Genomic DNA, 22,625 nt, shown 5'->3' with positions numbered 1-22,625 from the left:
GGTCAGTCCTGTTGCGGCAGCCCGTCGGCGATCTTGTAGTAGTCGCCCTTGTCCGCCGCGAAGATGTGCTTCTCCAGCGTGAGGCCGGTGGGATTGCTCACCGCCCCGAGGGCAAAGCTGGTGGTGTCCTCATCCAGCGCTTTCCAGAACAGGAAAGAACCGCAGGTGGCGCAGAAGCCGCGCTTGGCGTTTGTGCTGGAGGCAAACCAGGACACGGTGCCAGTGATGGTCAGATCCGTGTCCGCCACATAGGCCGAGGACCAGATGCCGCCCGACTGGCGTCGACACTGGCCGCAGTGACACATGGATGGCCCCATGGGGGCGGCCTCGGTTTCGAAATGGATATTGCCGCAGAGACACTGGCCTTTGATCATGAGGAAACCTCCAGATTTGGTGTGCTGCTGGCACCCAGAAGAACACCGTAAATGATGAAACAGATCGCCAGCAGACGGCGGATCCAGATGTTGAAAACGGCTGCCAGTGCTGCCCGGCCCATAATCACGCCAAGGAGCGTGAAGCCGGTGTAGCTGAGCGTGGTCAGCGTCAGCGCGGTCGGCATGATGACCGCCATCTGCGACCAGATCGGCACGTCCGGCTGCACGAATTGCGAGAATGCTGCCAGATAGCCCGCGACGCTCTTGGGGTTGATCGTCGCCACCGCCAGCGCGTGCAAATAAACATGCCGCGCCGGGCGCTCGGCGGCAGGCGCGGGTTTGGCAGCATTGCGCCACCCCCGGATGCCTTGAAAAATCAGGAAACCCGCCCCGACCAGTTTGGCCACAAAAAACGCGCTCGGTGAGGCCGCGATCAGCGCTGTCACGCCCAGCGCCGAAAGGATCAGAAACCCCGAGGCCTGGGTTAGGATTGCAAGCACCCCGAGCATCGCCTTGCCGAACCCGAGGTTCATGCCGTTGGAGATGCAATTGACCGCATTGGGCCCGGGTGTGGTTACAAAGACCAGCCAGAACAGGGCAAAGAGGGTCCAGGCGTCAAAGCTCATCTCAATACACCGGCGGCGCGATGACCCAGACGGCGACACAGGGCGCGTCATAGGGGTTGGCCCATTGGAAGGGTTCATTCCGGATGCGGAAACTGTCGCCGGGACCAACGGTAAAGCGACGATCCGCGATCTGCAGGTCGAGGCGGCCGGAAATCACATATGCGACCTCCTGCGTCGGGCGATGGGCCCGCGTCTGCATGAGCGCGTTTGGGGCGAAGGTGGAATGCACCATCTCGAAGTCATCGGTCAGATCGGGGGAGAGCAGTTCCTCGATCAGCCCTTCTTCACCGGAGCCCATGGGCCGCCGGGCCTCTGCGCGCACGATGTAGCCCTGTTCCTCCACCGGTGCGGAAGCATGGGCAAACAGCATCGACATCGGCACTTCAAGACAGGTCGCCAGCTGCCGCAGGTCGGAGATCGAGGGTTCCGACAAGTCCCGTTCCACCTGGCTGATCCAGCCCACCGACCGGCCCATGCGCGCGGCCAGATCGGCGATGGTGATCCCCCGCGCCCGTCTGAGCGCGCGCAGATCGGCGCCAAGCGTGGTGAGAGCCGGGGTGTGATCGTTCAAGGCGGCCTCCGCAGGCTGGTGAAATTTACCCTATAAATTTCATGATGCCTGATCTCTGTGAAATTTAAAAGGAAAATTTCACAAGGGGATTGGAGGGGTCCCCTATCGTCAGACAGGCAGAAAAAAACCGGCACTGAGGCAGCGCCGGTTATTGTACTAAAGACGGGAGCATTCAGAGCCCGCCAAACACGCTCTCCAGCAGTGCAGCCAAGCAATCCGCATCCTCCTGCGTAAATGCGCCGGGCTGGTCGCTGTCGATATCGAGGACACCGATCACCGCTCCGGCACCGTTGCGCACCGGCAGCACGATTTCGGATCGGGTGGACGACGAGCAGGCGATGTGACCGGGAAAGGCCTCAACATCCTCGACCAGCTGCACCGTATTTGCGCGCGCCGCCGCGCCACAGACACCGCGCGCGAAAGGGATGACCAGGCAGCCGTGCCCACCCTGATAGGGACCAATCTTCAAAACCTCCGGCTCGGTGACGCGATAGAAGCCGGTCCAATCAAAGCGATCATCAGAGTGATGCAGCTCGCAGGCCAGCGTCGCCATCAACGCCACCTCGTCGGTTTCGCCTTCGGTCAGCGCAGCCACTGTCTTGGCCAGATCCTGGTAGTTCACCCGCATTTCAGATTTGCCTTTCCTGAATGTGACAGGAAGAGACGCGCCCCTCCATGTCGTGATGCCTCAACCGATAGGATGCGCCAGAACCGAGGTCAAACCCGCTCGATCGCGATGGCGGTCCCTTCGCCGCCACCGATGCAGATTGCTGCGATGCCGCGTTGCAACCCGCGCTTCTCCAGCGCGTTCAGCAGCGTCACCATGATCCGCGCACCCGAGGCCCCGATCGGATGACCAAGCGCACAGGCACCACCGTTCACATTGATCTTCTCGCGCGGCACGCCCATTTCGCGCATGAAGGCCATCGGCACCACGGCGAAGGCCTCGTTCACCTCCCAGAGGTCCACATCCTCCACGTCCCAGCCGATCCGGGTCAGCAGCTTTCGCGCCGCCGGCACCGGCGCGGTGGTGAACCAGCCCGGCGCTTGCGCGTGACTGGCGTGGCCAAGGATATGCCCGCGAACCGGCAGCCCACGCGCCGCGGCGGCCTCTTCGGACGCCAGAACCAATGCCGCTGCCCCGTCGGAAATCGAAGAGGCATTGGCCGCCGTCACCGTACCATCGGCACGGAACGCCGGTTTCAGGGTCGGGATCTTGTCGGGGCGCGCGGCGCCGGGCTGTTCATCAGTGTCGGTCACCACCTCACCCTTGCGGGTTTTGACCGTCACTTCAGTTATTTCGCCCTCGAATGCACCACTTTCCTGCGCCGCCAGGGCGTTGGATAGCGACCCCAGCGCAAATGCATCCTGATCTTCACGGCTGAATTGATAATGCTCGGCGCAATCCTCGGCAAAAGTGCCCATCAAGCGGCCCTTGTCATAGGCGTCTTCCAACCCGTCGAGGAACATGTGGTCGATGACCTGACCATGGCCGATCCGGGCCCCGCCGCGCATCTTGGGCAACAAATAGGGGGCGTTGGTCATGCTCTCCATCCCCCCCGCGACCATCACATCGGCCCCGCCAAGCGCCAGACGGTCAAACGCCATCATCGCCGCTTTCATGCCGGAGCCGCACATTTTGTTGAGGGTGGTGGCCGGCACCTCTTCGCCCAGCCCTGCGGCAAAGCCTGCCTGCCGCGCCGGGGCCTGCCCCTGCCCTGCTGGCAGGACACAGCCCATCAGCACTTCGTCGACGGTGGTGGCCCCTGCTCGCTGCAGTGCAGCCTTGATGGCCGCCCCGCCGAGGTCTGCCGCTGTCACCCCATCGTAAATTCCCTGAAAACCGCCCATCGGTGTTCGCGCCGCGCCCGTGATCGCAATCCTGGCCATTCCGTCAACTCCTCCAAATTTCTGAACTATCCATACTGAATGATAACATTTAAGGTCTAGGGTGAGTTCCAAATATGATGACCCGAGGAACACTCTATGAGCCTTACAAGCACGGAAGCAGACGGCGCACAGGTGGTGACGGTTAACGCCCAGCGCATTGATGCAGCCATGGCCATTCAATTCAAAGAAGACATGCGCACGGAGACGGAGGCGGGGCCGACACGTGTGATTCTCGACCTGTCTTGCGTGGATTTCATCGACTCTAGCGGTCTGGGCGCAATCGTCGCCGCGATGAAGCAGCTTGGCAAGGATCGCAAGCTGGACCTGGCCGGCCTGACCCCGAAGGTCGACAAGGTGTTTCGGTTGACCCGAATGGACACGGTTTTCAATCTTTATGACACGCTGCAGGACGCGCTCGATCCTGAACACGTCGAGACTTAAACCGACCAAGATCGTCTTTGGAGATCGAACTATATGGTTGAAACTTTTGCCTGTTCCTTCAGGGCGACCGAGCTGGATGCCAGGCGTGGCGTCATTTCGGTGGTCCATCGGTTGAAGGACATGGGTGTCCCCGACACCCGTGTCGACGAGGTGCAGATCGCCCTCGCCGAAGCAGTCAACAATGTCGTCGAACACGCCTATTCCGAAACCACCACAGGTGATGTGCTGATCCGATGCAACCTACACTCGGACCGTCTCTGGGTGGAAATCCGCGATGCGGGTATGCCTTTTCCGGACACCAAACTGCCGGAAGGAAAGCCCGCGCATGTCGACGCGAGCACACCGCTAGAGGATCTGCCCGAAGGGGGGTTTGGTTGGTTCCTGATCCGCGAGTTGGCCAGTGACATTCAGTACAAGCGCAATATGGACAACAATCAGTTGTCGCTGTGTTTCGAAATCCAACTCACGAAGTGAACCGGGCACATTCCTCCAAACCGCTATTCCCGCAGCATTTGTTTCAGATCCGCATGAACTTGCTCGGCCAGCCACAGATCCGACACATTAAAGGCCCGCGAGCGCCCCAATGCTGAGCAAAAACTCAACGTAGAGCTGACCTTTAGCTTGCCCCGGCGCCGTGTATTTCTGCCCCCACCTGTCGCGCGGCGCCGGGGTTTCGGCAGTCTGCGCAGTGCCACGCATTCAAGCGCAGCAATCCGGCCCCTCCCGCGTTTTGCCATTGCCTCCGGTTTCAGGACCACTACGCTTCGGTCCCAAACAGGAGAAAACAGGAATGCGTGATTTCCAGAAACCGGGCCGCTCTGCGGTTTTCGCCCAGAATGGCATATGCGCCACTTCGCATCCCTTGGCTGCCCAGGCCGCCATCGACATTCTGAAGCGTGGCGGCAATGCGATGGATGCGGCAATCGCTGGAGCGGTGCTATTGGGGATTTGCGAACCACAGATGACCGGCATCGGCGGGGATTGCTTTGTCCTCTATAATCGGGCGGGCGAAAACAGGGTGCGCGCCCTGAACGGATCCGGTCGGGCCGCCGCAGCCGCGCATGCGGACCAACTGCGCGCTCAGGGGCGCCAGACCGTACCGCTGAATACCGCGGATGCCGTTACCATCCCCGGTGCCATGGATGCGTTCTGCCGCTTGGCGGAAACAGAAGGCAAACTCGGCCTCGATGCCATTCTGGCCCCCGCCATACACTATGCAGATGAAGGTGTGCCCGTTGCCCCGCGCGTTGCATTTGATTGGGGCAATGACGCGTCTACCCTGCAGGGCTCCGCGCGGGAGGCCTATCTCTTTGACGGCAAGGCGCCGACACAGGGCGACATCTTTCGCGCTCCCGGACAGGCCGAGGTGTTACGCCGGGTCGCCAAGGACGGGCGTGATGCATTCTACACCGGAGAGATCGCGGACGACATGATCGCCGCCCTTGCGGCGCGCGGTGGTGTGCACACTGCAGATGATTTCGCCGCGACGGAGGCCACGCCCACAGATCCGGTCTCGGGTCACTACAAAGGGACAGACCTGCTGGAGCATCCGCCCAACGGTCAGGGTGCCACCGCGATCCTGATGCTGAACATCCTGAAGCATTTCGACATCGCAGCCATGGACCCCAACGGGGCTGAGCGCGCTCATATCGAAGCTGAGGCAGCAAAACTCGCCTATGATGCCCGAAATCGCTTCATTGCGGACCCGGATCACATGTCCCGTCTCGACCATATGTTGGCATTGGACACGGCAGAGCGTCTGGCCGCGTTGATCGACCCGAAACGGGCCATGGCCGCGCCGCAAGGCGTCAGCGAGGCAGTGCACAAGGATACCATCTACATCACCGTTGTTGATAGGGACCGGATGGCCGTGTCGCTGATCTACTCCATCTTCCACGGATTCGGATCCGGCATTGCGTCGGAAAAGTTTGGCATCCTGTTACAGAACCGGGGCGCGGGGTTCTGCCTCCAGCCCGGGCACGCCAATGAACTGGCAGGCGGCAAGCGCCCAATGCACACGATCATCCCGGCGATGCTGGCAGAAAACGGTCGCATCACCATGCCATTCGGCGTCATGGGCGGCGCGTACCAGCCCAACGGGCATGCGCGGTTTGTGTCTAACCTGAAGGATTTCGGCATGGACCCGCAGACCGCAATGGACGCACCACGGGCGTTCTCCGATGCAAGCACGCTGAAAGTTGAGCGAGGTTACTCGGATAAAGTGAGAGCCGAGCTCACCGACATGGGTCACAAGGTCGACGTTTCAACCACCGCGATCGGTGGCTCGCAAGCCATCCAGATTCACGCCAATGGCGTTCTGGAAGGGGCAAGTGATCCCCGCAAAGATGGATGCGCGATCGGATACTAACGCGACAGGACAGGACGTCGGGGGACGCCCCCGGCACCTGTCTCGCGTCGAACGGCGTCAGTTCAGATGATACTGCAGTTGATAGTTGCCATCATCAAACCCGGTGAACATCTCGTGCAGGTCAGGATGACTGACCGGCTCGCCGGAATAATCCGCAACCAGATTTTGCTCTGAGACATAGGCAACGTAATAGCTCTGATCGTTTTCGGCGAGCAGGTGGTAATAGGGTTGTTCCTTGGCCGGACGGCTCTCCTCCGGGATCGCCTCATACCATTCCTCGGTATTGGAAAACTCCGGGTCCACGTCAAAAACGACGCCGCGGAACGGGTGCTTTCGATGACGGACGACCTGGCCAAGATTATATTTTGCGCGCGTCTTCAGCATGTTTGTCGGCCCTCTTCTCCCCCTGTACTAACGGTTTCCGTCCTCGGTTGTCCAACCTTGGTGGTGACAATTTGCAGAAACAGTCTGTCAGGCCGCCAACGACAGTTCCACAACCCCCTAGTTTCACGTCAATTTTTAACAATCGGCGGGAAATGTGAGCGCTATTCATTGGGGATTTCCTCCCTGATCGCAATTGGCTAAACTGCCAAAAAAAACAGAGGCAGAGGCAATGAGCAGAATCATAAGTGCCCTGGTGCTCCTGTTGGCATTGGCCGCCTGTGGTGGTGGATACAAATCCCCACCGCGAAATTTGGACAACGCCTGCAGCATTATCAACGAGCGCCCGAAGTATTTGCGTGCGTTCCGCGCGGCAGAACGCCGGTGGGGTGTGCCGGTGCATGTGCAGATGGCAACCATACATCAGGAAAGCCGCTTTGATGGCAGGGCCCGCACACCGCATAAATATGCGCTCGGCATCATCCCGATGGGCCGCATTTCCAGCGCCTACGGCTATGGCCAAGCTCTGGACGGCACCTGGGAAGACTACAAGAAAGACACCGGCCGTCGCTCTGCACGCCGGGACAAGATTGATGACGCCACGGATTTCATGGGTTGGTACATGACGCGCAGCTACCAGCGCAATGGCATCCAGCTAAGCGATGCGCGCAATCAGTATCTGGCCTATCACGAAGGTCACACGGGCTACGCGCGCGGCAGCTACAACAGAAAGAGCTGGCTGCTGGGCGTCGCGAACAAGGTCGAAGCGCGCTCCAATGCCTATAAGGTTCAATTGGACAGCTGCCGAAAATTCAGGTGAAGAACTGCCCCACGCCAAATGGTGTGGGGCAACCTATATCAGCGGTCGCGTCTTGGACGTGAGATGCTGAACAGGCTGGATTTAAACGACATTCCCGTTTTCATATCACCGAGAATGACCGTGGTCGTCTCGCCAGCGCTGCCGTGGATAACCCATTTTCGCAGCTGTACCGGCGCATCGGTGAACATCATTTCGATGCTGCCATACTCCGGGTTCTTAGGGTCCTGCGCACGCACCACGGTAGACACCCCATCAAACCCATGTCCGACAACCATATTCGCGCGCCCCAGATTCACGTTCCGCGCCAGGATGATCGACAACGGCGTACGGCTGAGCGGATAGGTCTCTGGTGGCTGGTTTGATTTCGGGTCCATGATCGCGACGGTCCCGGCCTCGGCCAGCACCAACCCGGAATGTGGCGGATCATATTCAAACCGCACCTTGCCCGGACGGCGAATATAGAGCTTCCCGGTCGACAGGCTGCCGTCATCGTTCACCTGAGTGAAGTCTGCCTGAGCAGTGGCAAAACTGTTCATATAAGAGGAAATCTCGTTCAGGCTCAGCTTCTCCGCCGCGGTTGCAACGGTGGAAGCCAATGTGGTCGCGCCGAGCGCGAGAGCAAAGACAAACTGTTTCATAACTTAGAAGATATGCGCCTCAGGGCCAAAGTGAAGAGGCCGGGCACAGCGCCCGGCCTTTTGTTGCTCATTGCTCGGGAACGAGAATTTCTCTTTTACCAACGTGGTTTGCAGCAGAGACGAGGCCTTCTTCTTCCATCTGCTCCACCAACCTCGCGGCCTTGTTATATCCGATACCCAGTTTACGCTGGATGTAGGAGGTCGAACACTTGCGATCCTTGATGACGATCCCCACCGCCTGGTCATAGAGCGCATCTTCGCCGTTGGTGTTCCCACCGGTATTGAGACCCAAGACCGCATCGATGTTGTCGGCCTTCGCATCATCCGGACCTTCAACCACGCCACCGACGTAATCGGGCGGGCCGAATTGTTTGAGGTGGTTCACCACCTCTTCGACCTCTTCGTCCGACACGAACGGGCCGTGGCAGCGCGTAATACGGGCGCCGCCCGCCATATAGAGCATGTCCCCCATGCCCAGAAGCTGCTCGGCCCCCATCTCGCCCAGAATGGTACGGCTGTCGATCTTCGACGTCACCTGGAAGGAAATCCGGGTCGGGAAGTTCGCCTTGATGGTGCCGGTGATCACGTCAACTGACGGACGCTGTGTCGCCATGATGAGGTGAATGCCTGAGGCCCGCGCCATCTGTGCCAGCCGCTGAATACAGGCTTCGATTTCCTTGCCTGCCACCATCATCAGGTCTGCCATCTCATCGACAATGACGACGATGTAAGGCAGCGACTTGGGTTCGAATTCCTCGGTCTCGAAGATCGGCTCGCCAGTGTCCTCGTCAAAGCCGGTTTGGACAGTGCGCGAGAACATCTCACCCTTGGCGAGCGCCTCTTTCACGCGACCGTTGTAGCCCGCAATGTTGCGCACGCCCATCTTGGACATCTTGCGATAGCGGTCTTCCATCTCGCCCACGACCCATTTGAGGGCAACAACCGCCTTTTTCGGATCGGTCACAACGGGGCTCAGGAGGTGCGGAATGCCGTCATAAACGGACAGTTCCAGCATCTTCGGGTCGATCATGATCAGGCGGCATTCATCAGGCGTGAGCTTGTAGAGCAACGACAGGATCATTGTGTTGATCGCCACCGACTTACCAGAACCGGTGGTCCCGGCGATCAGCAGGTGAGGCATCTTGGCGAGGTTGGCGACCATACTGTCACCACCGATATCTTTGCCCAGCGCCAGCGGCAGGTTCTGATTGCCGTCGCCGAAGTCGCGACTGGCGAGAATTTCGCGCAACACCACCTTTTCACGGTTCTCGTTCGGCAGTTCGATACCGATCACCGTACGGCCGGGCACAGTGGACACCCGCGCCGACAGGGCAGACATCGAACGGGCGATGTCGTCAGACAGACCGATCACACGAGAGGCCTTGAGACCCGGCGCTGGCTCCAGCTCATACATGGTGACCACAGGGCCGGGGCGAACCGATACGATCTCGCCCTTTACGCCATAGTCGTCGAGTACGGTTTCCAACATGCGGGCGTTTTCTTCCAGCGCTTCATCGCTGAGATGCAAGCGTTCAACACCCGACGGGTTGGTCAGCAGTGACAGCGGTGGCAATTCGAAATCGCTGTCGCTCTCCTCGTTGAACAAATTCGGTTGCGCCTCCGCCTGCGCCCGGGCTGAGGGCTGAACCGGTTTGCGCTGAGGCTGTTCCACGACCGCCTTGCGAGGTTCTGCGACCGGGATTTCCATCGACACATTCGCGGCGGGCTGAGGATCAGCGCGCGGTGTGATCTGGACCCGAGGTGCCTCAGCAGACGGCATGGCTGGTGCGGGGCTGGTCATGGCAGGTTCTTCGGGCAAGTTCTCCGTCGGAACCTGGTCGGCGAGGAACGCATCCGGCATGTCCGGCACAGCTTCGGGCGTGTTCAGTGCAGAAGCGACTTGCGCCTGTGGGATCGCCTCCGGTGTCGGGGCGGCAGGAATGTCAGGGACAGATGAAACACCGGCAGTAAGCTGCGGCTCGCTTGCGGGGGACGCCTGCGGCGCGCTTTGATTGAAAATCAGCGGTTCGGGCCGTTTGCCACGCCCCTTTGTCAACGACAGGTCCGACGGCGGCGGTGTCTTGGATCGACGGATGCGAACGGCATTGGCGATCTTTTCGGCGATACGCTCGTCACCCGGAACATTCGGAACGTCGGCGACCGGTTCGGGATCCACCAGTTCTGGTGCTGGCATGTCCGTCGCCTCACCCCGCCGGATGAGATTGGTTGCACGGCTGAACAGACCTGTGCGCTCCTCGACGGGGGGGGCAGCGACGGGCTGCGGCGCCGGTGTATGCAGACCGAATTGCGGTTCGTTGCGGACAAATTCAGTTTCGTCCATAGGGTCGCTGTAGACCAGTGGTTCGTCTTCTGCGTCGAGTGCCAGGGTGCGTTGTTCTGCCCGGCGGTTCTGCCATGAACGCGCGGCCTGAAGACCGCCATTGGCGCCACGGCCCAAGAGGTTTGCCAAGGCACCATAGGCCAGCACCAGTCCAATCAACAGGAAACGCCCGATGCGCGTCACTTCGGAACGGGTAAACCCAAGAACAAACGCCCCAAGCGCCAGCACCGCGATGGCCGTCAGGAACGACAGGAACTTTACCAGGAACGCAAGACCGAAAGGCAGGAGCGCCAAAAGGCCGCCCAGGGCCGTATTGCCGATCATCCCACCAAGACCAAAGCTGTGGAATGCCTTCCATTCGTCACCCGGCACCAGTGTCTCAAAGTGCAGCGCCACAATGATCAGCCAGAACACCAGCATCAGGGCCGGCCAGAGCACCCGGTCCTCGCCCCTGTGCAACAGGAAGCGCGCACCCCATGCAAACAGAAACACGGAAATCGCCCAAGCGCCCTTGCCAAGAAATGTGATCAGCAAAAAGGCGATCGAGGCCCCGGTCTGACCAAGCCAGTTTTGCACCGGCGCGTCTGTGGACACCATCCAGTTGCTGTCGTCCGGCGTGTATGAGCCGATCATCGCGGCCACCAGCAGGCCAACGCCAATCAACAGAAGCCCGATCAGCTCCTTGCCACGCTTTTCGATAGCCGCCTGCATGTTGCTGTCCAGAAGCGGATCTCTGCTGCGGGTCTGAAATGCCATGCCTACCTCGGTTCGCTCGCGCAGGGCATCGGCTGTTTCGCTCTTGGATCAGCCCCGCGGGTGTTTCGTCTTGCTCTTGGCCTGTTCCCGGCTTTGGGAACAGGCGATCTTCTTATTCTCAATAGAGACAATCGCGCAGCAAAGTAAGCGCTGCACGTGTCTGTTCCGCAGAGGCCACAAGTGCCACGCGGATATATCCATGTCCGGGATTCTCTGCCCCCTCGCCCTGCGCCAGGAACGAACCCGGCAGCACACGCACGCCGGTTTCCTGCCAGAGCTTTAAGGTCGCCGCCTCAGCATCCTCGACCGGCAGCCAGAGAAAGAAGCCGGCTTCAGGCGACATATATCCGTTGAGACCGGCAAAGACCTCATCCGCAACGCGATATTTTTCCTGATAAAGCGCACGATTTTCGACAACATGCGCCTCATCCGCCCAGACCTTTGCGGCCGCGGCCTGCAACGGACCGGGCATTGGGGCGCCGGAATAGGCACGCAGTTTCTTGACCTGCACCAATGTCTCGGGTCCGCCAGCCAACAAGCCGGAACGCAGCCCCGGCAGGTTGGAGCGTTTGGAGAGCGAATTGAACAGAACAATCCGTTCGGGATCCGCGCCCAGCTCGTCAGCGACCGTCAGCGCGCCCACCGGGGCGCTGTCTCGGTAGATCTCGGAATAGCATTCGTCCGCGAATATCTTGAAATCATATTTCTCCGCCAGGCGGATCAGCTGTTCCCAATAGGCGCGCGAGGCCACGGCCCCCTGCGGATTGGCTGGCGAGCAGATATAGGCCACGGCGGTGCGGTTCAGCACCTCTTCGGGCAGCGACGCATAGTCGGGCAGATGGCCGGTCTCATCGGTGGCGGGCACGAACACCGGCTCGGCGGCAACCGAAATCGCCGCGATCATGTAGACCTGATAGAAGGGGTTCGGGATCAGTACCACCGGGCGCTGGCCGTTCTTTTCCTCGGGGCAGAGCGCCATGGCGGCATTATACAGCCCCTCGCGGGTGCCATTGAGCGCCATCAGCCGGGTGGCCGGGTCCAGCGTCACGCCATAGCGCTGCGCCGCCCAATCGGCCATGGCCCCGCGCAGGGCGTCGGTGCCTTCGTTCTGCGGGTAGCTGTTAAAGCCTGCCGCGTTCTCCATGATCACATCGGTGACCCAAGACGGGAATGCGTGCTTTGGTTCGCCAATGGTCAATTGCACCACATCGCCACCGGGCGCGTGATGGTCAAGAAGCGCACGCAAACGCGGAAACGCGTAGGGCGGCAGATGGGCAAACCGCTCGGGAAACTTCATGTCTGTGCCTCAATACCGGGATCGTAATCGCCCCGTTTTGTCCCGCAAGTTACAGGCCAAAGGAGCATGCGTCCACCCGCTGATGGCGCGGGTGCAACAGTGTGTCTTTCAGGCCAAAGCCGCCTCAACGCCAGCGCCTACGCGCAAAAGCGCCTCTTCGCAGTTGGGCTGACCAATCACCTGCAGCCCGCAGCTGGGCGTGCCGGTGGGCAGCGACAGCGCGCAGATCCCCATCAGATTGCCGATCCGCGTGTTCCGGAGCGCCATGAGATTCGAGGTGACGTAATAGTCGTGATCACTTTGGAGCCGGGCGAGGTTTGGCGGCAGAATCGGGGCCGTCGGCGCCAGCACCGCGTCAAAGCCAGCGACCGCCTGATCCCAGATCATGCGCACCTGCTCCAGCTTGGCCCATGCGGCGACGTAATCCGCTCCCGTGAACTCCGCGCCGGAGCGGAACCGCGCCAGAATCTCCGGGAACATCAGATGAGGTGCGGCCTCGATCACCTCCTTCCACAGGCCATAGGCCTCGGTGGTGAACAGGATCGGCGACAGGACCATCGCCTCGGGCAGTTCCGGCACCTTCAGCGGCACGATGTCCGCCCCAGCCTCGCGCAGCTTGTCCAGCGCGGCGGCATGGGCCGCGGCCACTTCGGGTGCAAGATCATCCTGCGCCACCGTGCGCAGGTCGGCAAACCGCTTGCCCTCGACGCTTGCGCCTTCCAGATCCGGCGCGGCGGCGGAGCCTTCGACAAGCGCCAGCATCAGCGCCGCATCTTCGACCGTGCGGGCCAGCGGGCCGATAGTGTCAAACTTCAGACACAGCGGCACCACGCCCTCAAGGCTGACGCGCCCGGAGGTGGTCTTGAGCCCGACCAGATCGTTCCAGGCCGAGGGGATGCGCACAGATCCCCCGGTGTCCGAACCGATCGCCCCGGCCGCCAGACCAAAGGCCACCGAGGCGGCCGCACCGGACGATGACCCGCCGGGCACCGCGTCGGGATCATTCACGCAGGGCGGTGTTTCCTTGATCGGGTTCAGCCCGAGACCGGAGAAAGCCAGCTCGCTCATATGGGTCTTGCCGAGGCAGACCGCCCCCATCGCGGTTGCGGTCTCCAGCACCAGCGCATCGCGGTCCGGCACCCGGCCTTTCAGCAGATCGGAGCCAGATTCGGTGCCCACGCCGGCGCTGTCGAACAGGTCCTTCCAGCTCAGCGGCACCCCGTCGAGCGGCGAGCGGCGCAGGCCGGATTTCGCGCGGTCCTGTGCGGCCTTGGCCTCTGCCAGGGCGCGATCACGGGTCACTTGCGTGTAGATACGCGCCGTCGCGGGATGGGCATCAATCGCTGCCAGATAGGTCTCGGTCAACGCCAGCGGGTCGATCTCTCCCGCGGCGATACCGCGGCCCAGTCGCGCGGCGCTCATGGTCAGCCAGTCCTGCATCAGTTTTGCCTTTTCGTGATCCCCGTGCCGGGGGCGGATTTGCGTTTGCGGCCACCGTAGCGACCGCGCATGGGGCGCACAATCCCGACCGGCCCGGATCGCTGCCCCTCGACGGGACTGCGGCAGCGTGCCTCTGGACATTGGCATGGACAATTGCCCGGCAGGGCGCATATTGCGGGGCATGACTGATATGCGTGAAATCCTGATCGTGGGCGGTGGCCTCAACGGCCCCTCGCTGGCTCTGGCACTGGCCCAGGGCGGCCATTCCGTAACGTTGATCGACGCCCTGCCCGCGCCGCTGCGCGAAGAGGCGGGCTTTGACGGGCGATCCTACGCGCTGGCGCTGGCCTCCACCAGGTTGCTGCAGCAGATCGGCGTCTGGTCCCGCATCGCGGATCGGGCCCAGCCGATGAATGAGATCAAGGTCAGCGACGGCACCGCCGGGCGCGGCCCCTCGCCGCTGTTCCTGCACTTCGAAGACAGCGATCTGGACGAGGGCCCGATGGGCTACATGGTCGAAGACCGCTATCTGCGTCGCGCCCTGCTGGAGGCGATGGCGGTGGAACCCCGGATCACCCAGATCTCCGGCCAGCGTGTGGTGGCGCAATCTGTCGGAGCTGATGCGGTCACCGTGACGCTTGAAGATGGCGCACAACTGTCCGGAGCACTGCTGGTGGGCGCCGATGGGCGCCAGAGCGGCACCGGCGAACGCGCGGGCATCAAGCGCACCGGCTGGGACTACGGCCAGACCGCGCTGGTCTGCGCCATCTCACATGATTTGCCGCATGACGGGATTGCACATCAGTTCTTCATGCCGCCGGGCCCACTGGCGATCCTGCCGCTGCCGGGCAATCGCAGCTCCATCGTCTGGAGCGAGACCCATGCCGAGGCGGCGCGCATCCAGGCGCTGGGGGATGCGGATTACCTGACCGTGCTGCGCCCGCGATTTGGTTCGTTTCTCGGAGAGATCGCGCTGGAAGGCAAACGTTTCAGCTATCCGCTGAAGCTGAGCCTCGCCAATGCGTACTACGCTGAGCGGCTGGCGCTGGTGGGAGATGCGGCGCATGGTCTGCATCCGATCGCCGGTCAGGGCCTGAACGCAGGTCTGCGCGACATAGCCAGCCTGGCCGAGGTGCTGACAGACGCCGCGCGCCGCGGCGAGGATATTGCAAGCCCCCTGGTCTTGGCGCGCTATCAGCAGTGGCGACGGTTTGATACCACCTCGCTGGCGCTGGCGACAGATGTGTTCAACAAGCTGTTTTCGAACGACAATCCGATCCTGCGTGCCACCCGCGACCTTGGCCTTGGACTGACCAACGCCTTGCCCGGCCTGCGCCGTGGATTCGTGCGCGAGGCGGCGGGACTGTCCGGGGATCTGCCGAAACTGTTACGCGGGCGCCCGCTCTGACCGCGCGCTCGCGGCACGCTCACTCCAGCGGGCGCGCCTCATCCGTTAGCATCACCGGGATACCGTTGCGGATCGGGAAAGCCAGATTGGCGGCGCGGGAGATCAGCTCCTGCTTTTCGGCATCATATTCCAGCAGCGTTTGGCTCGTCGGGCAAACCAAAGCCTCAAGCATGCGACGATCAAAGGCGGGGGCCGTATCTGTCATTGCAGTTTTTCCTCCAAAGAGCCACCGGAGCCGCCCCGCAGGGCAAACTCCATCAAGGTGACCAATGTTTCGCGCCGGGTCGACAAGCTCGGCGCCTCCAGTAGGGCCTGTTTGTCCTCCGGTTCGAAATCCAGCAGCATGGAAAGCGAGTTGATCAGCAACTCGTCCCCCGCCTCGTCCAGACTGCCCCAATCGGTCGACAGGCCGCGCGCGTCAAGGTAGCGCCCGAGAAGGCCCATCAATGCAGCGCGGTCAAAGACCTCGTCGCATTCCGTTTGCCCCAGATCGGCATCGAACCCTGCCCAATCCACCGCGCAACGGCGATAGGGGGTGAAGCCCTCGACCTCCGTTTTCACGCGAAACCGAGACAGCCCGCAAAGCGTAATGAAATAGCGCCCATCTTCTGTTTCCGAGAATTGCGTCACCCGGCCTGCACAGCCGATGGTTTGCAGGCCGGAGCCTTCACCGTTGCGCTTGCCATTGGGCTGGATCATTCCAATCACCCGCTCAGGCGTCTTGAGAGCATCCTCCAGCATCTGCAGGTAGCGTGGTTCAAAAATATGCAGCGGTAGTTTCGCCCGCGGCAACAGCAGCGCCCCGGGCAAAGGGAAGACAGGGATAGTGTCCGGCAGATCAGCGGGTTTAATCATGTTGTGCAACCTAGTGCCGCAACAGCATCAGGCAAATATAATAGAGCTGAGCTTGCGGCGGCCATTCAGAACCACCGGATCATTGGGCTTCAGCGCCTCGAAGATGGTGAAGAGCTGCGCCTTGGCCGCGCCGTCGTTCCACTCGCGATCACGGCGGAACAGCTCCAGCAACTCCTCCACAGCGGCCTCGGCTTCGCCTGCGGCATGCAGCGCCTGCGCCAGATCGAACCGGGCCTGCAGATTGTCCGGATCCGCCTCGACAGCCGCGCGCAACTCGGCGACCGGGCCGGCGTTTTCGGCCTGACGGGCAAGCTCGATCTGCGCATGTGCGGCCTCGATTTCGGGAGCCGTTGAAATCTCGGCCGGGGCACCGTTCAGAACCGCCTCGGCCTGGTCCAACTCACCCATCGCCACGTGACAGCGCGCCAGTCCACTGTAGGCCGGAGCACTCTTGTCGTCCTCACCGAGGATCGCCGCAAAGACCTGCGCCGCGTCAGAGGCCGCGCCTTCTTCGAGCATCTGCTCGGCGGTTTCCAGCGCTTCGCCCAGTCCGCCATCGGCGGTGCTGCCAGCGGTTTCGGCCAGTTTCTGCAGGAAGGCGTCGATTTCGGATTGCGGCAACGCACCTTGAAACATGTCCACCGGACGCCCCTGATAAAAGGCAACGACACTCGGGATCGACTGCAGCGGCAGGCCCTGTTGCGCCAGCGCGGCAGCCAGACGCTGGTTTTCATCTACGTTGATCTTCGCCATCTTGACCGCGCCCTTGGCCTTGGTAACGGCTGCCTCCAGCATCGGGCCCAGCGTCTTGCAGGGGCCACACCAGGGCGCCCAGAAGTCCACCACGACCGGCACCTCCATGGAGCCATCAACCACCTCCGCCATGAAGGTTTCTTCGGTCACATCCTTGATAAGATCGCCTGCAGACGCTGCGGCATCGGCTCCGCCCAGAATGTCCATCATTGTTCCGCACTCCTTTGAGTCTTGCTTGAGCCCTATATGCGATTTCAACGCCGGAAAACCAAGGGATGAGTTTCGCGAGAGTCTTTGCGGCGTGCCCCCGCCGCGCCGCCAGGCGCGGCGCCCGGCCCAACAAAAATGCGCGCCCCCTCTGGCGCGCGTCTTTTGGCGGGAGCGCCCCGCCCTGCTTGCGCCAAACTTAGCCGGGATCAGAGATCGAAGGTGGCAAAGACCGGCGCGTGATCGCTGGGCTTTTCCCAACCCCGCGCCGCGCGCAGGACCCGGCTGGAGTGTGCGGCATTGGTGATATCCGACGTGGTCCAGACATGGTCGAGCCGACGCCCCTTGTCTGCGGCATCCCAATCCTTGGCACGGTAGCTCCACCAGCTGTAAAGCTGCCCGTCGGGAATGTCGTTGCGGGTGACATCGGCCCAGCCACCGGCCTCCATCACCTGCGCCAGGTGCTCCACCTCGATCGGCGTATGGCTCACCACCTTCAGCAGTTTCTTGTGGTCCCAGACGTCATCCTCGCGCGGGGCGATATTGAGATCGCCCACCAGCACCGATTTCTCGGGCCGCTCGGCGTGGAACCAGTCCCGCATCTCGGTGAGGTAGTCGAGCTTCTGGCCGAACTTCACGTTCTTTTCGCGATTCGGCTCATCACCGCCCGCGGGCACGTAGAAATTGTGGATGGTAACGCCGTTTTCCAGCCGTCCCGCCACATGGCGGGCATGGCCGAGGCTGGCGAAGTCCTTGTCGCCCGCGTCCTCGATGGGAAGCCGGGACAGGATCGCCACTCCATTGTAGCCCTTCTGCCCGCGCGCAACCATATGAGTGTAACCGAGCGCCCGGAACGCCTCCATCGGGATCTTGTCCACCGGGCTCTTGCACTCCTGCAGGCACAACACATCCGGCCCCTCCTCTTCGAGAAGCTTCAGCACGATGGGTTCGCGCAGGCGCACGGAGTTGATGTTCCAAGTGGCGAGGGTAAAGGACATGCGGGCTCTCAATCTCTGGCAAGTGTTCGCGCGGATATTGCCTCCGCAGCCGCCTTGATGCCAGCCCTTGACCGGTCATTCTGCACAAACACTTTCAAGTAACGCCGCTCGCGGAACAAAAAAAGACCGGGCACGAAGCCCGGTCCAGTCCAACAGGGAGGGTGCATATCATAACCCGGATATGCACGGGATCTCTTCAGCAGAGCAACCGTTCAACGTGTGTACACGAAAGTTGTTCCACCTTTAATTGTTACTCAGGCGACCAGCCGGTAACCGCCTGATTCCGTCACAAGAAGTCTCGCATTCGACGGATCCGGCTCAATCTTCTGGCGCAGGCGATAAATATGCGTCTCCAACGTATGCGTTGTAACCCCGGCGTTGTAACCCCAAACCTCGTGCAGCAAAATGTCGCGGGGCACCACGCCATCGTTTGAGCGGTAGAGGAATTTCAAGATATTCGTCTCTTTCTCCGTCAGGCGGATCTTGCGCTCATCTTCGGTCACCAGAATTTTCATCGCCGGCTTGAAGGTATAGGGGCCAAGCACAAACACTGCGTCCTCAGACTGCTCGTGCTGACGCAACTGCGCGCGGATACGTGCCAGAAGAACCGGGAATTTGAATGGTTTGATGACGTAATCATTCGCGCCAGCGTCCAACCCGAGAATGGTATCGGCATCGCTATCGTGCCCGGTCAGCATCAGGATCGGCGATTTCACCCCCTGCTTGCGCATCAGTCGGCACAGCTCACGCCCGTCCGTATCCGGCAATCCAACGTCCAGGATGATCAGATCATAGATCGCCTCTTTGGCACGTTCCATCGCGCCCTGCCCGTCGCCAGCCTCGAAGACGTCGAAATCTTCGGTCATCACAAGCTGCTCACTCAGAGCCTCTCGCAGATCCTCATCGTCATCCACGAGCAGAATTTTCTTCAACTGGGCCATCCGGTCTCTCCTGATCTCTTGCCATCACAGATGTGCCCGTGCTCACAAAAGAACAAGCTTCGCGACATGAGGTTCACGTCGACGTGTCCGGTGGCGCGGAAATATTTCACTTTTGCAGCAATTGGGCGTAGGAAAAAACTCCTGATGTTACAGCCGGGATCGTGACCTGATGAGCCTATTGCCAACAATGCTGGAGCGGATCGCACGTGCGCGAGTCGATCTGAGAATGGGATTGCCAGTCATCCTGACCACCGGCGACACTGCCATCCTCGCGATCGCCATAGAAAGCCTTACCCCGGAGCGCCTTGCGGACCTGCGCGGGCTCGGCTCGGTTGCCCTGGCCCTGACAGCACGCCGCGCAACGACTCTGAAGGCCCGCGTCTATGATGATGATCTGGCACGGGTGGAAGTTCCCATCGACGCGGATCTAAGCTGGCTTCAATCCCTTGCGGATCCCGCCGACGATCTCGCAGCCCCCATGAAAGGGCCGCTCACCAGCCTGCGGAGCGGAGAGGCCTCTCTGCCCCGGCTGGCTCTGGCGCTTGTGAAATCGGCGCGCCTTTTGCCGTCTGCCGCCTATGTTGACCTTCAGGACGCCGGATCCTTTGCGCTAAAGCACGACCTGACCCTCCTGCCCCGCTCTACCGCCGAACCGCTACTGAACCAAAGCTCCCCGCTCCATCCAGTGGCGGCTGCCCGGTTGCCAGTGGAAGCCGCCGAAGCTGGCCGATTGCACATCTTTCGCCCCGAAGACGGCGGCGAGGAGCATTACGCCATCGAGATTGGCCGCCCGGATCGTGACAAACCGGTATTGGCGCGGCTGCACTCCGCCTGTTTCACCGGCGACGTCCTCGGGTCACTCAAGTGCGATTGCGGACCACAGCTGCGCGGGGCGCTTGGCCAGATGGGCCAAGATGGCGCTGGCGTCCTGCTTTATCTCAATCAGGAAGGGCGCGGTATCGGGCTGGCCAACAAGATGCGCGCCTATTCATTGCAGGATCAGGGCTTTGATACGGTAGAGGCGAACCATCGTTTGGGGTTCGAGGATGACGAACGGGATTTCCGCCTCGGCGCGTCGATATTGCGAGAGCTGGGTTTTTCCTCAGTACGGTTGATGACCAACAACCCCGGCAAGATCGCCATGATGGAGAAAACCGGGATCTCGGTCGAAGAACGCGTCCCGTTAAAAGTGGGCGAGAACGAATTCAACCGTCACTATCTGGCGACCAAGGCCGCGAAGTCGGGGCATATGTTATGACCCCCGCAAACCTTGTCCTGACCCCCACCGGCCTGCGCTTTATGGGCCGTACGTTTGCCTGCTCTATCGGCAGAGGCGGCATTTCAGACAGGAAAACAGAAGGGGACGGCGCCACCCCCGTCGGCGAACACCGCATTGTCGGCATGCTCTATCGCCCGGACCGCATCTGCCCACCGCAGGACTGGGCCATGCCAATCCTCCCCGGAGACCTCTGGTCTGACGACATCAAGGCCATCGACTACAACCACATGGTGCGTGCGCCGTATCCACATAGCCATGAGCGGCTTCGGCGTGCCGACCCGCTTTATGATCTTATTCTGCTAACCGATTGGAATTGGCCCTATTCACAAAAGTCGCGCGGCTCCGCGATCTTCCTGCATCAATGGCGCAGGCCGGGCTATCCCACCGAAGGGTGTATTGCGTTCTCTCGCGAAACCCTGCGCTGGATCGCAGAGCGACTGCAGCCCGAAGCACGGGTTATTGTCCGCTCACGCTGAATAGGTGCGGTCACCAAATATCGCCGAGCCGACACGAACATGGGTGGCACCAAGTGCGATTGCGCCTTCAAAGTCGCCGCTCATCCCCATCGACAGACCGGCCAAGCCATTGCGATCCGCGAGTTTGGCAAGGAGCGCGAAGTGCAGGCTTGCCTCTTCGTCGACCGGCGGAATGCACATCAGTCCTTTGACGGGCAGGTCGAGGTCACGGCAGTCCTGAATGAACCCATCTGCATCAGCAGGTAGAATACCGGCCTTCTGCGCTTCTTCGCCGGTGTTCACTTGAATGAACAGATCCGGACACTGCCCTAACTCCTGCGCCAGGCGCGCAAGCGTTGTGGCAAGCTTTGGGCGATCAACGGAATGAATGGCATTCACCAGCTCCATTGCCTGCCGCGCCTTGTTGGTCTGCAATGGGCCGATCAGATGCAGGTCGACGCCCTGAAACCGCTCGCGAAACTCGGGCCATTTACCCGCTGCTTCCTGAACGCGGTTCTCACCAAAAACTCGGTGCCCCTCTTCAAGAACGGCCTCGACGCGTTCGTTCGGCTGCACCTTGGACACGGCGATCAGCTCTACCGAGCCGGTTGCGCGATTGGCGGCGGCTTCTGCGGCGGCAATGCGGGATTTGATCTCACTCAGCGACATCTCGGCCTCATTTAGCTAGGGGGGCTGTTTGGCCGGACAAAACACTGTTTACGCACAAAAGAAAAGGGCGAGCTCCGAAGAGCCCGCCCCAAGAACCGAGTGGTTCCGTTCTCCAATTAGAAGGAGAAGGACACACCGAGGTCTGCTTTGGTGTTGCTGGAGGAGTCGGAACCAACACCACCTGCGAGGGTCACACCACCGCCGAGACCGTGACGGAAGCCGATACCGTATGCGGTGTCTGCGCCGGTCACACCACCGTCAGCAACCAGTGCGCGGATGGAGGTCGCGGAGGACACTTCGTAGTTCATCGAAGCGGAGATGGAGGTGTCCTGCTGGTTGTCGCCGTCACCAACCATTACGGTGTAGCCGATTGCGCCGGCGGTGCCGTTCAGGCCGATTACCCAGTAATCGCCAGCAGTGTCGGTGTCGGAGTAAACCGCGCCGATGGACATGCCGTTGGCCAGGGTGTAGCCGAGACCCAGCTGAACTTCTTCGTCTGCTGCAACAGCTGCAGTGTCAACAACAGTCGTGTCAGCACCAGTGGCGTCTTTCAGGAAGGTAGCAGCCTGCGCACGGGTCTCTTTGTAGGAGAGCGATGCGGAGAAGTCACCAACAGTGTAACGTGCTTTGATGGTGGTTGCGTCAGCGGAACCTGCACCGAAACCGGTTGCCGGGCCGTTGAAGTTGGAGTTCGCTTCCAGGAAGGAAGTGAAGCCGATGCCGTAACCGTAGTAGTCAACCTGGTCACCGGAATCCAGAACGTTGGATACGTTACCAACGTCAACACGCAGACCGCCGAAGGACACTGCGAAACCAGCTGCGCCCGGGCCACGACCGGAGATGGAGTTCTCGTGGTCATCTTCGTTGGCTTCGAGACGGAAGCGAGCTTCCAGTTTCACGCCAGCGTCGGTTTCCGCGATACCGGTGATGTTGACGCGCATACGCTGTTCGATGCGGGTCTCGTTGGTTTCAGCTTCGTTGTATGCCAGACCAAAGCGTGCGGAGCCGCCGATGGTGAGTTCTGCTGCTGCGACACCTGCGGTCGCGACCAGAGCGGTCGAAGCGAAGAGAATCTTTTTCATGGTTTACCCTCGGGTTTGAATTTCGAAAGAAGCAA

Annotated in this window: 24 protein-coding genes; 7 read left to right on the top strand and 17 right to left on the bottom strand. The window is 61.0% G+C overall.

Annotation, left to right across the window (positions count from 1 at the left end; genetic code table 11):
• Nucleotides 1-2 precede the first annotated feature (2 nt).
• From R0J92_RS14170 to R0J92_RS14150, 5 genes are all read right to left on the bottom strand, one after another.
• Nucleotides 3-374 carry a GFA family protein gene (locus tag R0J92_RS14170; RefSeq protein ID WP_411052112.1) on the bottom strand — a complete coding sequence of 124 codons (372 nt, stop codon included), beginning with the start codon at nt 372-374 and terminating at the stop codon, nt 3-5.
• A complete protein-coding gene (locus R0J92_RS14165) occupies nt 371-1,000 on the bottom strand; it encodes a LysE family translocator (RefSeq protein WP_411052111.1) in 630 nt (209 codons plus the stop codon). Before R0J92_RS14165 ends, R0J92_RS14170 begins: the two co-directional genes overlap by 4 nt.
• Nucleotide 1,001: 1 nt before the next feature.
• Nucleotides 1,002-1,571, bottom strand: a complete 570-nt coding sequence (locus tag R0J92_RS14160) for a helix-turn-helix domain-containing protein (RefSeq protein WP_411052110.1) — start codon at nt 1,569-1,571, stop codon at nt 1,002-1,004.
• A gap of 172 nt (nt 1,572-1,743) precedes the next feature.
• Nucleotides 1,744-2,199 (bottom strand): GAF domain-containing protein, encoded by a 456-nt coding sequence (locus R0J92_RS14155; protein ID WP_106162642.1) that lies wholly within the window; start codon nt 2,197-2,199, stop codon nt 1,744-1,746.
• 89 nt (nt 2,200-2,288) lie between these two features.
• Complete coding sequence (locus R0J92_RS14150; protein ID WP_106162641.1) at nt 2,289-3,461, bottom strand: thiolase family protein; 1,173 nt, start codon at nt 3,459-3,461, stop codon at nt 2,289-2,291.
• 96 nt (nt 3,462-3,557) lie between these two features.
• On the opposite strand from R0J92_RS14150, the gene R0J92_RS14145 reads away from it, so the two are divergent.
• The 3 genes from R0J92_RS14145 (at nt 3,558) to R0J92_RS14135 (ending at nt 6,270) form a co-directional block, all read left to right on the top strand.
• The gene (locus R0J92_RS14145) at nt 3,558-3,902 is read left to right on the top strand and encodes an STAS domain-containing protein (RefSeq protein ID WP_317384731.1); all 345 of its coding nucleotides are present in this window, start codon (nt 3,558-3,560) and stop codon (nt 3,900-3,902) included.
• Nucleotides 3,903-3,935: 33 nt separating this feature from the next.
• Entirely contained in the window at nt 3,936-4,376 is a 441-nt protein-coding gene (locus R0J92_RS14140; RefSeq protein WP_106162639.1) for an ATP-binding protein, read from the top strand.
• A 316-nt stretch (nt 4,377-4,692) separates the two neighbouring features.
• Nucleotides 4,693-6,270: a gamma-glutamyltransferase family protein gene (locus tag R0J92_RS14135; RefSeq protein ID WP_411052109.1), complete on the top strand. Its 1,578-nt coding sequence runs from the start codon at nt 4,693-4,695 to the stop codon at nt 6,268-6,270.
• A gap of 57 nt (nt 6,271-6,327) precedes the next feature.
• On the opposite strand, the gene hspQ is transcribed toward R0J92_RS14135, so the two are convergent.
• On the bottom strand, nt 6,328-6,654 hold the full coding sequence (gene hspQ / locus R0J92_RS14130) for a heat shock protein HspQ (protein WP_106162637.1): 327 nt from the start codon (nt 6,652-6,654) through the stop codon (nt 6,328-6,330).
• A gap of 229 nt (nt 6,655-6,883) precedes the next feature.
• Between hspQ and R0J92_RS14125 the strand changes: the two genes are divergently transcribed.
• Nucleotides 6,884-7,471 (top strand): lytic transglycosylase, encoded by a 588-nt coding sequence (locus R0J92_RS14125; RefSeq protein ID WP_106162636.1) that lies wholly within the window; start codon nt 6,884-6,886, stop codon nt 7,469-7,471.
• A 38-nt stretch (nt 7,472-7,509) separates the two neighbouring features.
• Here the strand turns inward: R0J92_RS14125 and R0J92_RS14120 are convergent, their stop codons facing one another.
• From R0J92_RS14120 to R0J92_RS14105, 4 genes are all read right to left on the bottom strand, one after another.
• The gene (locus R0J92_RS14120) at nt 7,510-8,109 is read right to left on the bottom strand and encodes an outer membrane lipoprotein carrier protein LolA (RefSeq protein ID WP_317384734.1); all 600 of its coding nucleotides are present in this window, start codon (nt 8,107-8,109) and stop codon (nt 7,510-7,512) included.
• 67 nt (nt 8,110-8,176) lie between these two features.
• On the bottom strand, nt 8,177-11,206 hold the full coding sequence (locus tag R0J92_RS14115) for a DNA translocase FtsK 4TM domain-containing protein (protein WP_411052108.1): 3,030 nt from the start codon (nt 11,204-11,206) through the stop codon (nt 8,177-8,179).
• A gap of 118 nt (nt 11,207-11,324) precedes the next feature.
• Nucleotides 11,325-12,503: an aminotransferase class I/II-fold pyridoxal phosphate-dependent enzyme gene (locus R0J92_RS14110; RefSeq protein ID WP_106162633.1), complete on the bottom strand. Its 1,179-nt coding sequence runs from the start codon at nt 12,501-12,503 to the stop codon at nt 11,325-11,327.
• Between the two features lie 108 nt (nt 12,504-12,611).
• Entirely contained in the window at nt 12,612-13,943 is a 1,332-nt protein-coding gene (locus R0J92_RS14105; RefSeq protein ID WP_411052107.1) for an amidase, read from the bottom strand.
• Nucleotides 13,944-14,124: 181 nt separating this feature from the next.
• Here R0J92_RS14105 and R0J92_RS14100 point away from each other — a divergent pair, with 181 nt between their 5' ends.
• Nucleotides 14,125-15,351 carry a UbiH/UbiF/VisC/COQ6 family ubiquinone biosynthesis hydroxylase gene (locus R0J92_RS14100; RefSeq protein WP_411052106.1) on the top strand — a complete coding sequence of 409 codons (1,227 nt, stop codon included), beginning with the start codon at nt 14,125-14,127 and terminating at the stop codon, nt 15,349-15,351.
• A 19-nt stretch (nt 15,352-15,370) separates the two neighbouring features.
• On the opposite strand, the gene R0J92_RS14095 is transcribed toward R0J92_RS14100, so the two are convergent.
• From R0J92_RS14095 to R0J92_RS14075, 5 genes are all read right to left on the bottom strand, one after another.
• Nucleotides 15,371-15,556, bottom strand: a complete 186-nt coding sequence (locus tag R0J92_RS14095) for a Trm112 family protein (protein ID WP_106162630.1) — start codon at nt 15,554-15,556, stop codon at nt 15,371-15,373.
• Nucleotides 15,553-16,206, bottom strand: a complete 654-nt coding sequence (locus R0J92_RS14090; protein WP_106162629.1) for an LON peptidase substrate-binding domain-containing protein — start codon at nt 16,204-16,206, stop codon at nt 15,553-15,555. Before R0J92_RS14090 ends, R0J92_RS14095 begins: the two co-directional genes overlap by 4 nt.
• A gap of 27 nt (nt 16,207-16,233) precedes the next feature.
• Nucleotides 16,234-17,169, bottom strand: a complete 936-nt coding sequence (locus R0J92_RS14085) for a tetratricopeptide repeat protein (RefSeq protein ID WP_106162628.1) — start codon at nt 17,167-17,169, stop codon at nt 16,234-16,236.
• A 206-nt stretch (nt 17,170-17,375) separates the two neighbouring features.
• Entirely contained in the window at nt 17,376-18,164 is a 789-nt protein-coding gene (locus tag R0J92_RS14080) for an exodeoxyribonuclease III (protein WP_106162627.1), read from the bottom strand.
• 254 nt (nt 18,165-18,418) lie between these two features.
• The gene (locus R0J92_RS14075; protein ID WP_106162626.1) at nt 18,419-19,105 is read right to left on the bottom strand and encodes a response regulator transcription factor; all 687 of its coding nucleotides are present in this window, start codon (nt 19,103-19,105) and stop codon (nt 18,419-18,421) included.
• 169 nt (nt 19,106-19,274) lie between these two features.
• Between R0J92_RS14075 and ribA the strand changes: the two genes are divergently transcribed.
• Both ribA and R0J92_RS14065 read left to right on the top strand, forming a co-directional pair.
• Nucleotides 19,275-20,363, top strand: coding sequence for a GTP cyclohydrolase II (ribA, locus tag R0J92_RS14070; RefSeq protein WP_411052105.1), 1,089 nt, complete (start codon nt 19,275-19,277; stop codon nt 20,361-20,363).
• On the top strand, nt 20,360-20,860 hold the full coding sequence (locus tag R0J92_RS14065) for a L,D-transpeptidase family protein (RefSeq protein ID WP_411052104.1): 501 nt from the start codon (nt 20,360-20,362) through the stop codon (nt 20,858-20,860). Before ribA ends, R0J92_RS14065 begins: the two co-directional genes overlap by 4 nt.
• Here the strand turns inward: R0J92_RS14065 and R0J92_RS14060 are convergent.
• Complete coding sequence (locus tag R0J92_RS14060; RefSeq protein WP_411052103.1) at nt 20,852-21,508, bottom strand: YggS family pyridoxal phosphate-dependent enzyme; 657 nt, start codon at nt 21,506-21,508, stop codon at nt 20,852-20,854. The genes R0J92_RS14065 and R0J92_RS14060 overlap by 9 nt on opposite strands.
• A 116-nt stretch (nt 21,509-21,624) precedes the next feature.
• Entirely contained in the window at nt 21,625-22,590 is a 966-nt protein-coding gene (locus tag R0J92_RS14055; RefSeq protein ID WP_411052102.1) for a porin, read from the bottom strand.
• Nucleotides 22,591-22,625 lie beyond the last annotated feature (35 nt).

Source organism: Tritonibacter sp. SIMBA_163 (assembly GCF_046535935.1).
Classification (GTDB): domain Bacteria; phylum Pseudomonadota; class Alphaproteobacteria; order Rhodobacterales; family Rhodobacteraceae; genus Epibacterium; species Epibacterium scottomollicae.
The sequence above is the reverse complement of the archived record's forward strand: the minus strand, read 5'-3'. Positions and strand labels throughout refer to the sequence as shown.